This window comes from Eudoraea sp. (assembly GCF_049665975.1).
GTDB lineage: Bacteria > Bacteroidota > Bacteroidia > Flavobacteriales > Flavobacteriaceae > Eudoraea.
Genome location: NZ_JBATGR010000212.1, coordinates 14278 through 27936, shown reverse-complemented (window position 1 = coordinate 27936; position 13659 = coordinate 14278). Strand labels below are relative to the sequence as shown.

Annotated in this window: 11 protein-coding genes and 1 pseudogene; 11 read left to right on the top strand and 1 reads right to left on the bottom strand. The window is 35.7% G+C overall.

All coding sequences use genetic code 11. The annotated features are described in order from the left end of the window. The 11 genes and pseudogenes from WBN20_RS08150 to rplT form a co-directional block, all read left to right on the top strand. Positions 1 to 516, top strand: a pseudogene (locus tag WBN20_RS08150) (solute:sodium symporter family transporter); the annotation flags it as partial. Between the two features lies 1 nt (position 517). Further along, the gene (locus WBN20_RS08145) at positions 518 to 1327 is read left to right on the top strand and encodes an inositol oxygenase family protein (RefSeq protein WP_424281322.1); all 810 of its coding nucleotides are present in this window, start codon (positions 518 to 520) and stop codon (positions 1325 to 1327) included. Between the two features lie 270 nt (positions 1328 to 1597). Further along, positions 1598 to 2932 (top strand): carboxypeptidase-like regulatory domain-containing protein, encoded by a 1335-nt coding sequence (locus tag WBN20_RS08140; protein WP_424281321.1) that lies wholly within the window; start codon positions 1598 to 1600, stop codon positions 2930 to 2932. Positions 2933 to 3675: 743 nt separating this feature from the next. Then, positions 3676 to 5895, top strand: coding sequence for an NADP-dependent isocitrate dehydrogenase (locus tag WBN20_RS08135; protein ID WP_424281320.1), 2220 nt, complete (start codon positions 3676 to 3678; stop codon positions 5893 to 5895). A gap of 123 nt (positions 5896 to 6018) precedes the next feature. After that, positions 6019 to 8418 carry a TonB-dependent receptor gene (locus WBN20_RS08130; protein WP_424281324.1) on the top strand — a complete coding sequence of 800 codons (2400 nt, stop codon included), beginning with the start codon at positions 6019 to 6021 and terminating at the stop codon, positions 8416 to 8418. An 8-nt stretch (positions 8419 to 8426) separates the two neighbouring features. Next, the gene (locus tag WBN20_RS08125; protein WP_424275880.1) at positions 8427 to 9317 is read left to right on the top strand and encodes a DUF4249 family protein; all 891 of its coding nucleotides are present in this window, start codon (positions 8427 to 8429) and stop codon (positions 9315 to 9317) included. A 235-nt stretch (positions 9318 to 9552) separates the two neighbouring features. Next, the gene (locus WBN20_RS08120) at positions 9553 to 9780 is read left to right on the top strand and encodes a DUF6095 family protein (protein ID WP_424271319.1); all 228 of its coding nucleotides are present in this window, start codon (positions 9553 to 9555) and stop codon (positions 9778 to 9780) included. A gap of 110 nt (positions 9781 to 9890) precedes the next feature. Beyond that, positions 9891 to 11831, top strand: a complete 1941-nt coding sequence (gene thrS, locus WBN20_RS08115; protein ID WP_424281319.1) for a threonine--tRNA ligase — start codon at positions 9891 to 9893, stop codon at positions 11829 to 11831. Positions 11832 to 11868: 37 nt separating this feature from the next. Further along, positions 11869 to 12417 (top strand): translation initiation factor IF-3, encoded by a 549-nt coding sequence (infC, locus tag WBN20_RS08110; RefSeq protein ID WP_424271323.1) that lies wholly within the window; start codon positions 11869 to 11871, stop codon positions 12415 to 12417. Between the two features lie 40 nt (positions 12418 to 12457). Then, positions 12458 to 12655 (top strand): 50S ribosomal protein L35, encoded by a 198-nt coding sequence (gene rpmI, locus WBN20_RS08105; protein WP_299163788.1) that lies wholly within the window; start codon positions 12458 to 12460, stop codon positions 12653 to 12655. Between the two features lie 98 nt (positions 12656 to 12753). Beyond that, positions 12754 to 13098, top strand: coding sequence for a 50S ribosomal protein L20 (gene rplT / locus WBN20_RS08100; RefSeq protein ID WP_297704636.1), 345 nt, complete (start codon positions 12754 to 12756; stop codon positions 13096 to 13098). 66 nt (positions 13099 to 13164) lie between these two features. Here the strand turns inward: rplT and WBN20_RS08095 are convergent, their stop codons facing one another. Further along, positions 13165 to 13587 carry a secondary thiamine-phosphate synthase enzyme YjbQ gene (locus WBN20_RS08095; protein ID WP_424275882.1) on the bottom strand — a complete coding sequence of 141 codons (423 nt, stop codon included), beginning with the start codon at positions 13585 to 13587 and terminating at the stop codon, positions 13165 to 13167. Between the last annotated feature and the right edge of the window lie 72 nt (positions 13588 to 13659).

Below are 13659 nucleotides of genomic sequence, written 5' to 3'. Positions count from 1 at the left end.
GTTTTTAGCCTGGGTATTTTTAAACGATATATCCAAAAAAATGCCGGTGAAAAAAAGCTGGTGCGTATAGGCAAATGGACCTCAGCTATACTTGCGATCTTCGCCATTGGAATAGCTCCTTTTGTCGCCAATGCCCCTGAAGGACTTTATCAACTATTGCAGCAACTTAACGGCATATTCTTTATCCCGATCGCAAGTGTCATTATAGCAGGATTTTTATTGCCAAATGTTTCTGCCACAGGGGCAAAAGCGGGTCTGTTCTTTGGTTTGTTATTTTATGTCATGAGTTACTTTATTCTGAAAGTAGATCTGCATTTCGTGCATATATGGGGAATTGAATTTGTACTAAATATTTGTGTAATGCTTTTAATATCAAGGTTCTATCCAAATAGGGAAACTTTTGTCATTAAAGATGCGGGAATATTAAACCTGAAACCTTGGAAATATGCGAGATCATTTAGCCTGTTTTTGGTAGTATTCACCATTATTTTGTACCTTATACTAGGAAATGTTTAGTATGGAAAAAGTATTTAGAGATTATAATAAACCAGATGTAAATGCCGCAGTGCGAGACCATTATCGCAAAATGCGGGAAAGACAAACCTTTGAATATGTTCAAGATATGCAAAGGAAGTATTTGATGTTTAATAAGCCTATGGATCTCTGGGATGCAATGATACATTTAAATGACCTAATTGACGTGAGCGATCCTGATTTGGATTTGCCTAACGTACAGCATCTTATTCAAAGTGCTGAGGCAATAAGAGAAGATAAGCGACCAGACTGGATGCAATTAGTTGGCCTGATACATGATTTAGGAAAAGTGATGTTTCTTTGGGGAAACGATGAAGATGGAACAAGTCAGGACGAACAGTGGGGAATGGTTGGTGATGTTTTTGTCGTTGGTTGTGCGCTGCCGGAATCATGTGTTTACCCTGAATTCAATAAACTTAATCCAGATATGAGTGATTCCAGATATAGTTCTGAATTAGGAATATATGAAAAGCATTGTGGTCTGGATAATCTTACTCTTGCATGGGGACATGATGAATATCTATTTCAGGTATTACAGCACCATAAGGGAAACCTAATTCCGGAAGAAGGAATGGTTATGATAAGGTATCATTCCTTCTACCCATGGCATAGCGGTGGAAGTTATACTTCGCTACGCTGTGATAAAGACAAAAAATATTTAGAATGGATAAGAGATTTCAATAAATATGATCTCTATACTAAATGCAATAAAACCTATGATCTGGAAGAGATTAAGGATTATTATTTGCCCATAGCTGAAAAGTACCTCGGAGAAGGCCCAATCTATTGGTAGCGTAAGAACTTAATCACAATGTCTCAAAGCAGTATAGTTATTTACTTTGCTGCTTATGTTTTTATATTAACTAACGGTATTATTAGATTCTACCCTGATATTTAAAGTTTATCGACATATTTCCTTACATACATTGTATGTCTTAAAAACTTTTTCGTCACTATTTTAATAAATTATTTATGATATATTAACAATATAGGATGATCAAAATCATTAATTTAGAGTAAAATGGGTTGTAAATTTGCAACTATAGTTTTAAAAATCTAGATCATGAAAAACATATTATTAAGTAAATCAAATAATATTCTTTTATCGACGATAGCTGGGATTATTTTGTTCATGGGAACACCTGCAACACTCCATGCATCCATGTTCTTCCAGGATAACCCTCAGGAAGTAACATTATTCAACCAATTCAAAGGGGAGGTAGTTGATGCTCAGAACAATAAACCACTTGTATTTGCTACCCTAACGCTGGAAGGAAGTAATATTAGCACGATAACAAATACCGAGGGTAAATTTTTATTAAAAATTCCAACAAGCATCAAAGAGGGTAATATTATTGTAGCCTTTTTAGGATATAAAACTTCCGTAATTCCTTTTAATCAATTAAAAGAAAATAATAATAAAATTGCCTTGGCAATCTCAATCACTAAATTAGATGAAGTTAATGTTGTTATTCCTAAAAGTGCGCGTAATCTGGTTAAGGAAACACTGAGAAAAAAAGGGGAGAATTATTTTGAAGATCCTACACTAATGACAGCATTTTACCGGGAAACTATTAAGAAAAGGAAGAAAAATGTCTCTCTTTCAGAGGCTGTGGTGAACATTTATAAATCCTCCTATTCTTCCGGGCAAAAAGATGCTGTACAACTCTATAAAGCCAGAAAGAGTACAGATTACAGTAAACTGGATACCCTGGCACTCAAACTACAGGGAGGACCTTTTAATGCTCTTTATGTAGATATTATGAAGTATCCGGAATATATCTTTAATGAAGTTACCATGGATGATTATGACTTTAGTTTTGAAAGAACCACAAGGATAAATGATAAATTGATTTATGTAATAAATTTTAAACAACGTCCTGAAATAATTGATCCTCTTTATATGGGGAAATTATTTATTGACGCCGAAAATAAGATTCTTACCAGCGCTATTTATTCTTTAAACATTACAGATAAGGAAAAGGCCAGTAAGATGTTTGTTAGAAAAAAACCCCGCAATGCAAGAGTTTACCCTGTTGAAATTGCCTATAGAGTGGATTATAGGGAAAAAAACGGAAGATGGTATTATGGATATAGTAACGTCCTTTTAGAGTTTAAAATCAACTGGGATAAAAAACTGTTCAATTCGGTTTATAGTATGAGCGCAGAAATGGCGGTGACAGACTGGGAAAAAAATATTACCGGCGAAGTACCTAAAACTAAGGATAGATTAAAGTCTTCTATTATTCTCAGTGATGCCGCTATTGGTTTTACAGATCCGGATTTCTGGGGTGAATACAATATCATAGAGCCCGAAAAATCTATCGAATCTGCAATCAAGAAAATACAACGGCAGCTAAAAAAGTCTAATCCTAACGGAGGGGAATCCATACCTTAATGTTATTTTAAGAATTAATCTTTAATCGGCCTCAAATGAGGCCGATTTGCATTAATATGGTCTGTTCACTAGTTCCAAATGTCAAAGAATCGAAACTTGATAGTTATGAACAATTGTTTATAAAAGAAGTTCATAGATTGTTGACTTTTAAATTCTATAAAAAATTGATTATTACTTAAAAATGACGTATTTTTAATTTATGGTTTAAGGGGCTTATCTGTCTAGGGTAGATCATTAAAACCATTGTATAGTTGACGTTCTGTATATTATTGTTTAGTCTTAAAATTAAAGTAGGGTAATTTATTACAAAATTTTAACATGAGATGAGCGTAACGAAGGAGAGCTGTAGTTTTCCGGATGTATGTGGGTTCATTTGCGTTAAATTTATAGCTTAGGTTATATGTTTAAGATAATTGAATTAAAACAATGAGAAGAAACCTTCAGATGTTACTTGGTTGAAAAATTAAGAACAGAGAAAGATTCTAACGTTGATTTAGTTAGTCAAATGCAATCAATGGTTGCAGTACTGTACTTCGGTACAGAACAAAAAGTTTGCTAGCTATTTCTAGAAAGCCATATCAATGTACTTGTACAATGATATGGCTTTTGTTTTTTAATATTTACCCTTAACTTTCATTCCTTTGACGAGCTGCCTTAACTTAAATTAAAGTTTAAAAAACGGTGGTTTAATGACCTGTTAAAATTGTATATTTGCTGCGCTTTAAACAAACTCACTTTAATCTATGCCCAGAATAATATACACTAAAACCGACGAGGCACCGGCTTTGGCAACCCAATCATTTTTACCCATAGTAAAGGCTTTCACTAAAACGGCTGGTGTAGCCATTGAAGTAAAGGACATCTCCCTGGCGAGTAGGATTTTGGCAGCTTTTCCAGATTTTTTAGGGGAAAACCAACAAGTCCCTGATGATCTTACTGAATTGGGTAACTTGGCAAAAACCCCGGAAGCAAATATTATTAAATTGCCAAATATTAGTGCGTCAATTCCTCAGTTAAAAGATGCAATTGCAGAGCTGCAAAATAAAGGTTACCAACTACCAGATTATCCTGATGAGCCTAAAAATGAAAAGAGTTTTGAGATTAAGTCAAGATATGACCGGATTAAGGGCAGTGCTGTAAATCCTGTATTACGAGAAGGCAATTCTGATAGGAGGGCTCCAATACCAATAAAGAATTATGCCAAGAAAAACCCTCATTCAATGGGTGCCTGGGATAGTACCTCAAAGACACATGTTGCCACAATGGCACATGGTGATTTTAAATCTAATGAAAAATCGCGAACAATTAAAAAAGCCACTGATGTTAAAATTCTATTATCGGCTAATGACGATTCTGTAACAATTTTAAAAGAAAAAATAGCTTTGCTGGAAGGTGAGATTATTGATGCAACCGTATTGAGTAAAACGGCTCTTCTTAATTTCCTGAAAGAACAGCTTACAGATGCAAAAGAAAAAGAAGTCCTATTCTCAGTACATCTGAAAGCAACCATGATGAAAGTTTCAGACCCTATTATTTTTGGTCATGTAATGGAAGTTTATTTTGCTGAAGTGTTTAAAAAATATACGGAGCTTTTTGAGGAAATTGGCATTAGTTCTAATGATGGTCTCGAAATGCTTTACGAAAAATTAAAGACCCTTCCCGAGAATAAAAGAAAAGAAATTGAGGAAGATATAATGAAAGCCCTGCAAGATGGTCCCGATCTTGCCATGGTAAATTCGGAAAAAGGAATTACTAACCTCCATGTACCAAGTGACATCATTATTGATGCATCAATGCCTGCCATGATCCGTACTTCGGGTCAAATGTGGAATACGGAAGGAAAACTCCAGGATACAAAAGCCATAATTCCTGACAGTAGCTACGCAGGGGTTTATAAAGCTACTATAGATTTTTGCAAAAAGAATGGGGCTTTTAATCCCCGCACCATGGGAACTGTACCTAATGTTGGCCTTATGGCTCAGAAAGCAGAAGAATATGGCTCACATGACAAAACGTTCGAAATTAAAAAGAGTGGTTTTGTAAGTGTTATTGATAAGCTCACAGGAGAAGAGCTTTTAAAACATAAAGTTGAAGCAGGTGATATATGGAGAATGTGTCAGGTTAAAGATGCTCCAATTCAGGATTGGGTAAAACTTGCTGTATCCAGGGCAAGAACATCGAACACTCCTGCTGTATTCTGGCTGGATAAGGCACGTGCTCATGATGCAGAATTGATTAAAAAAGTTAATAAATATCTTCCTGAAAATAATACTTCAGGATTGGATATCAGAATTTTATCACCTGTAGAAGCTACAAATTTTACGCTAAATCGGATTATCGAAGGCAAAGATACCATCTCGGTGTCGGGAAATGTTTTGAGAGACTATTTAACAGACCTGTTTCCTATTCTCGAAGTTGGAACCAGTGCTAAAATGCTTTCTATTGTGCCCTTAATGAATGGTGGTGGATTGTTTGAAACCGGAGCCGGGGGTTCTGCCCCAAAACATGTGGAACAATTCCTTGAAGAAGGTCATCTGAGATGGGATTCATTAGGTGAATTTTTAGCACTTAGTGTATCGCTCGACTTTTATGGAAATAAAAATAACAATATCAAGGCTTTAGTTTTGGCCAAAGCACTGGATAAAGCCACTGAAGAATTTTTGGATAACGATAAATCGCCATCAAGAAAAGTAGGTGAATTGGATACCAGAGGAAGTCATTTTTATTTAGGCCTGTACTGGGCCAGGGCTCTTGCCAATCAAGAAGAAGATAGTGAACTTAAAAATACTTTTACAAAACTTGGTAATTCACTTGAAAAAAATTCCCAAAGAATTATGGAAGAATTGATTGATGCCCAAGGAACTCCTCAGGATATTGGCGGTTATTATAAGCCCGATCCTTCGCTTATGAGTAGTGCCATGAGACCAAGTAAAACTTTAAATTCTTTATTAGAACAAATTTGATACTAATTCAGTAATAAAAATAAAAGACCTCAACGTATTAAGTTGGGGTCTCTTTAGTTTAAAATACTGTTAACATCGATTTGATTTTAATCTTAATGTATACTTTTGAAGAAAATTGCTTTAATGTACCAACCCTTACGCCAATTCTTAATTACAATTTTTTTTCTTTCCTCAATTTGTCTCTTTTCTCAACAAAGGTTTACCATAAGTGGAACAATTACAGAAGCCTCGAGTAATGAAACTTTAATTGGAGTTACTTTACTGGTCCCTGAAATAAATACTGGCGTTACCACAAATGATTATGGTTTTTACTCCTTAACACTACCTGAAGGAGAATATCAAATTAGACTGAGTTATTTGGGATATCAGGACATAGTACAAACCATATCACTTACCGAGGACCTTAGATTAAATTTTGAAATGTTTGAAGAGGTCGAACAATTAGACGAAGTTGTGGTAACTGAAGATGTAGAAAAAATTAATATTCGCAAGCCTCAAATGAGTGTGAATACCCTTTCTGTACAAACTATTAAAAAGATTCCAGTGATTTTGGGAGAGGCAGATGTAATAAAATCTCTGCTTCTTTTACCAGGAGTCACCAGTGCGGGTGAGGCGTCTTCTGGTTTTAACGTGCGTGGTGGTGCAGCAGATCAGAACCTCATACTGCTGGACGAAGCAACTATTTTTAATTCTTCCCACTTGTTTGGCTTTTTCTCTGTCTTTAATCCGGATGCCATTAAGGACGTGAAATTATTTAAAGGCGGTATTCCTGCCAGATATGGAGGACGTGTATCTTCTGTCCTTGAAATATTTCAAAAAGAAGGGAATAGTAACAAATTCCATATGACTGGGGGCATCGGTGCCGTAGCAAGCAGATTACTGGCAGAAGGTCCGATTGTAAAAGATAAGGCCGCCTTTTTAATTGGCGGCAGAGCCTCTTATGCACATTTAGCTCTTCCACTATTTGATATTCCCAACAAAGCGTATTTCTATGACCTTAATGCTAAACTAAATTATAAAATAAATGAAAGGAATAATATTTACCTTTCAGGTTACTTTGGAAGAGATGTTTTTAGTATTTCCGAAAGTTTTGAAAATACCTATGGCAATAGTGTGCTCAACTTTCGATGGAATCATCTCTTCTCTAATAAATTATTTTCCAACCTCTCTCTAATTTATTCGGATTATTATTATGGATTGGAGCTGGATTTTGTTGGATTTAAGTGGAATTCAGGTATTAAGAATTTTAATGTCAAGTATGACCTTAAACACTATCTCAGTGAAAAATTTCAAATTAATTACGGGTTAAATAATATCTACTATAAATTTAATCCGGGGAAAATAATTCCAAACAGTCCGGAATCTGGAATTATCGAAGAACAACTTATTGAAAAATATGCTAATGAATTTGCGGCCTATGTAGATGTAGAACATAAGGTAACAGAAGACCTAAGATTACAATATGGCTTAAGGTTTAGTTATTTTATGAGATTGGGACAAGATGAACTAAACGTTTATGAAAATAATAATCCGGTAATTTTTGACCCCTTTCTACTTGTCTATCGCGAAGCAGAACCAATTGGAACCATAAATCCAATTGGTGAAACTTTATCTACATTCGCAAATTTAGAACCACGTATTTCTTTGGCCTATACCTTAAATCAGGATAATTCGTTTAAAGCCAGTTATACAAGATTAGCACAATACCTTCACTTATTATCTAACACCAGTTCACCTACTCCTCTGGACGTCTGGACACCCAGTGGTCCTTTTGTTAAACCACAGCTACTGGATCAGTATGCGCTTGGATATTTCAGAAACATTAAAAACGGGGATTATTCCTTTGAGACGGAAGTCTTCTATAAAGACATACAAAACAGAATAGATTATATAGACGGCGCAAATTTAATTGCCAATAATGCTATTGAGCAAGTAATTTTAAACGGCACAGCCCGGGCATATGGTCTTGAATTACTTTTCAGAAAAAACCAGGGAAAGTTTCAAGGGTGGCTTGCATATACTTTATCCCGCTCAGAACAAAGGACTCCGGGAAGAGCTCCTGTGGAAGACAATGGCAGATCTAATTTGGAAACAGGCATTAATCTCGGACAATGGTATAGCACTCCTTATGATAAAACACATGATTTTTCGGTATTTGGAAGTTACACCCTAAATAAGAAATGGACGTTTAATAGCAATTTTATTTTTCAAACCGGACAGCCTACCAATTACCCGGTGGGGCAGTTTGAATTTCAGGGCATTGTTGTTCCCTATTACGGATTACGAAATCAGGAACGCTTGCCGGACTACAACAGACTTGATATATCTGCTACGCTGACTCCAAAGAAAAATGAAGGGAGAAACTGGAAGTCCGAGTGGGTATTTAGCATTTATAACGTCTATAATCGTATGAATGCGGCATCTATTAATTTCAGGGAAAATCAGGATACCGGTGTTAATGAAGCTGTGCGTACTTCTATTTTTGGAATTGTACCCTCAGTAACCTATAATTTTAAATTTTAATCTCTACTATGAAAAAATACATCTACCTCTTAGTGGTTTTAGTGCTAAACGTTGCCTGCGAAGATGTCATAGACGTGGAAGTTCCCAATGAGGAACCAAGACTGGTTGTAGATGCCCTTATACGGGTTGATATAGATGAACAGTTTATTCCAGTGGAGGTTAAATTATCCTTAAGCAGCGATTTTTTTAATAATAATACGCCAACCACGGCAGAGAGTGTCGTGATCCTATACGAAGAATATGAAGGTAATAGGGTAATTGATACCCGCTTTTCTAATTTAGCTGAGTTAGTACCAGGATCCGGCATTTACACTCCGGACCCCAACTTTGATGCAGATCAAAGAATCCCTACCAATATATTGGATAGGAATTGGGTTTTTACCTTATTGATAACTCACCAGGGCCGGCGTTATCTTGCCACCACAAAATACGTACCTGCGGTTCCAATAGATTCTGTAATTCAGGGAGATGGAACACTTTTCAATGATGATGAAACAGAAGTAATAATAACGTTTACCGATGATCCTGACAGGGATAGTTTTTATCTTTTCGACCTTAGTTTGAGCGAATTTCTGGTCACAGAAGATAAATTTTACAAAGGACAGCAGTTTAGTTTTTCGTACTTCTATGACCAAATATTTGAACCCAATACGGAAATAGAGATTAGATTAATGGGGGTGGATCAGACCTTTTTTAACTATATGGATCTCCTCATTGAGCAAACCACTAATGATGCCGGGATTTTTTCCACCCCGGTGGCTACTGTTCGCGGTAATGTGTTTGATATAACCGATATTGATAATATTGATTTATTGGATAATGTTGAGCAACCCGATGTATTTCCATTGGGGTATTTTGCTATAGTACAGGAGTATAAACAAATACTTATAATACAGTAAAATTTGGCTTAAAATTTGAAAAAGTCACTAGGTATATTTTTAATCATTGTGATACTTATAAGCTGCGAGGATGTCATTGATGTTGAACTTCATCCCGATGTACCTAAAATTTATATTGAAACACTTTTTTGGCCTCTTCAAGTAATTGTATTTCCATTAAATTCCACAATTTAGGGAACAAAATATAGGGTAATATTCCTATTTTTGACAAATTGAAACAAATGAAGAAACGGTTTTGAGAACGAACAAAGAATTAATTATTAAAGGATTAAAATATCTGGCCTACACGCTTGTACTTATGTTTACAGCACCTTTTGTACTATCTCAGGCATTCAAAAATACCGAACATTCATTTTACCTCCCTGTACTCGTAGTTGGTTTCATATTGGCCATTGCTGCCATAGCTATGGGTTTTTATAGTATTAAGGTGCTAATGGAAGGTATTTTTACAAGCAATAAATAAATTATCAATAGAATATTTGCGTTTCTAAGTCCGACGAAAATCATTTAGGGATATTTTGCCTTCATATTCCTAAGATGCTATCTTTGCCAATTAAATCCTCATATCAGCGTATGATTAAAATAACACTCCCTGACGGTTCAGTTAAAGAGTATGAAAAAGGCATAACTCCTTTAGCTGTTGCCAAAAGCATTAGTGAAGGTTTAGCCAGGAATGTCATATCCGCAAAATTCAATGATACAGTGGTGGAAACAGTTTCGGCATTGAATGAAGATGGGAAACTTATCCTTTTTACCTGGAGTAATACAGAAGGTAAAAAAGCATTTTGGCACTCTTCCTCACATATAATAGCCCAGGCCCTAGAGGAGTTATACCCCGGAATAAAACTTACTATTGGCCCGGCTATTGAAAATGGGTTTTACTACGATGTAGATTTTGGGGAGCAATCCATTTCTGAAAAAGATTTTCCGGCAATAGAAAAAAAAGCTCTGGAAATTGCGCGTGGAAAACACAATTTTAAAATGCGTTCAGTTGCCAAGAAGGATGCGTTACAATTTTATAAGGACCAGAACAATGAATATAAGGTAGAGCTAATTGAAAATCTTGAGGATGGCAGCATTACATTTTGTGATCACGATACCTTTACTGATTTATGCAGAGGCGGTCATATCCCCAATACGGGTATCGTTAAAGCGATTAAAATAATGAATGTTGCAGGAGCCTATTGGCGTGGCGATGAGAATAAAACACAGCTCACACGTGTTTACGGCATTTCCTTTCCAAAGCAAAAAGAACTTACGGAATATCTGGAATTGCTGGAAGAAGCGAAGAAAAGAGATCATAGGAAGCTAGGTAAAGAATTAGAATTATTTACTTTTTCTAAAAAAGTAGGGCAAGGTTTGCCACTATGGCTTCCAAAGGGAGCAGCTTTGAGAGAACGCCTTGAAAATTTCCTAAAGAAAGCTCAAAAAAAAGCTGGTTACGAAATGGTAATTACTCCACATATTGGGCAAAAAGAATTGTATGTTACTTCCGGACATTATGACAAATATGGAGAAGATAGTTTTCAACCTATTCATACCCCTAAGGAAGATGAGGAATTTTTATTAAAACCAATGAATTGTCCTCATCACTGTGAAATATATAATTCAAAACCATTGAGCTATAGAGAACTCCCAAAACGTTTTGCTGAATTTGGCACAGTTTATCGTTACGAACAAAGTGGCGAACTTCATGGACTTACAAGGGTAAGGGGTTTTACGCAAGATGATGCACATATATTTTGCACACCAGATCAGTTACATCAGGAATTTATTGATGTGATTGACCTTTCACTTTATGTTTTAGGCTCATTAGGTTTTGAAAATTTTACCGCTCAGGTATCTTTACGAGATCCAGACAAGCCAGAAAAATATATTGGTTCTATCGAAAACTGGGATAAAGCTGAAAATGCAATTATTAATGCAGCTGAAGAAAAAAACCTGGATTTTGTAATTGAAAAAGGTGAGGCTGCGTTTTACGGTCCTAAATTAGATTTCATGGTCAAAGATGCCCTTGGCAGAAACTGGCAATTGGGTACAATTCAAGTAGATTACAACCTTCCAGAACGCTTTGAACTTACTTATAAGGGCAGTGATAATGAGGCACACAGACCTGTTATGATACACAGGGCTCCTTTTGGCAGCATGGAACGATTTGTAGCCTTACTACTAGAACATACCGGAGGAAATTTTCCATTATGGCTCACACCAGATCAGGCTATTATTCTGCCTGTAAGCGAGAAACATGAAAAATATGCCAAAAAAGTTTTAAATTCATTGGAAAATGACGAAATTCGCGCGCTCGTTGATGTTAGGAACGAAACCGTTGGGAAGAAAATACGTGAGGCAGAAATGAATAAAATACCATTCATGCTTATCGTAGGTGAAAATGAAGAGGCACAAAATACAATTTCGGTCCGTAAGCACGGGGGTGAAGACTTGGGAATGCTTAGTCTAAATGAATTTGCAAACTTGGTCGAAAAGGAAATAAGTAGTACCTTAAAGTCATTTTAAAAAAATTAACGTTTAATTAAATTTATCAGTCATAGCAATACGAAGAAGATTTAGGCCCCAACCTCGGAGGGAAAACAAGAATCCTCATAATATTAATGAAAAAATTACATCACCAAGTGTTCGCTTGGTAGGTGATAATGTGGAAGTGGGGGTATATCCCATTGCTAAAGCAATTGCCCTGTCAGAAGAACAAGGCCTGGATTTGGTGGAAATTTCACCAAAAGCTGATCCACCAGTATGCAAGATTATAGATTACAAGAAATTCCTTTACGAGCAGAAAAAGCGAGAAAAGGTGATGAAGGCGAAAGCTACCAAAGTTATCGTAAAAGAAATTAGATTTGGGCCTAATACAGATGATCACGATTATGAATTTAAAAAGAAACATGCAGAAAAGTTTCTTAAGGACGGAGCTAAATTAAAGGCCTATGTTTTTTTTAAAGGAAGATCTATAGTTTATAAGGATAAGGGAGAAATACTCTTATTAAAACTAGCTCAGGAATTGGAAGAATTAGGCAAAGTGGAGCAAATGCCAAGACTTGAAGGAAAGCGAATGACAATGTTCATAGCTCCTAAGACGAAAAAATAAGAAAGAGAAGAAGCGAGATTAATAAACAAATAGGAAGAAAATGCCTAAGATGAAAACAAAATCCAGTGCAAAAAAGCGATTTAAGCTTACAGGCTCTGGTAAAATCAAAAGAAAGCACGCTTTTAAGAGTCACATTTTGACAAAGAAATCTAAAAAGCGTAAGCTTAAGCTAACGCATTCGACATTAGTACATGACTCTGATGTCGCAAATATTAAGGGACAATTAGGTTTAAAATAAATTGTTCTTTGGGTAATTAGTATTAACCGTGGAGTTGGGCTTTTAAAAGTGTTTATAGAATAATTCTTTGAGCCGCCTACTACAAAAAATGTAAAAAAATGCCAAGATCAGTAAATTCAGTCGCTTCCAGAGCCAGAAGAAAAAAGGTGATGAAGCAAGCCAAAGGTTACTTTGGAAGACGTAAAAACGTCTGGACAGTAGCAAAAAATGCGGTGGAAAAAGCAATGGTATATGCTTATAGAGACCGTAGAAATAAGAAAAGAAATTTCCGTGCACTATGGATAACTCGTATTAATGCAGGTGCAAGATTGCATGGAATGTCTTATTCACAATTTATGGGTAAAGTAAAAGCCAATAAAATAGAGCTTAATAGAAAAGTCCTTGCAGATTTGGCAATGAACCACCCAGATGCTTTTAAAGCCATTGTAGATAAGGTAAAATAGTAAAAATAAATTCTCGCTTTAAAGCCCTGACTAAAACCGTCAGGGCTTTTTTTTACCTACAAAAAGTTAACTGCCAAAACAACTTAGGATTAAACTACGGCCTGAAGCGTTGTTTCTGTGTTCGCATAAATATATCCCTTGCCAAATGCCCAGATTTAACTGTCCTCTACTAATTGGAATTTGAATAGATGAACCCAATAGAGAAGCTTTTATATGTGCAGGCATATCATCTGAACCTTCATAGGTGTGAACATAATATGGCGCATCTTCCGGTACCATGATATTCATATGTGCCTCAAAATCTGAACGCACCGTTGGGTCTGCATTTTCATTAATAGTTAAGCTTGCCGATGTATGCTTTATGAACACATTTAGAATCCCCATCTTTATCCCTTGTAACTCTGGAAAGTTATCTTTAATAGTTTCCGTAATTAAATGAAAGCCCCGCTTATAGGGTTTTAATCGTATTTCTTTTTGATAAATATTCATCTCGTTAATTGTTATTGTAAAACTTCATGAAAGTTACTAGTAATTTAAACATAAAAAATACCTTTGCCCTTT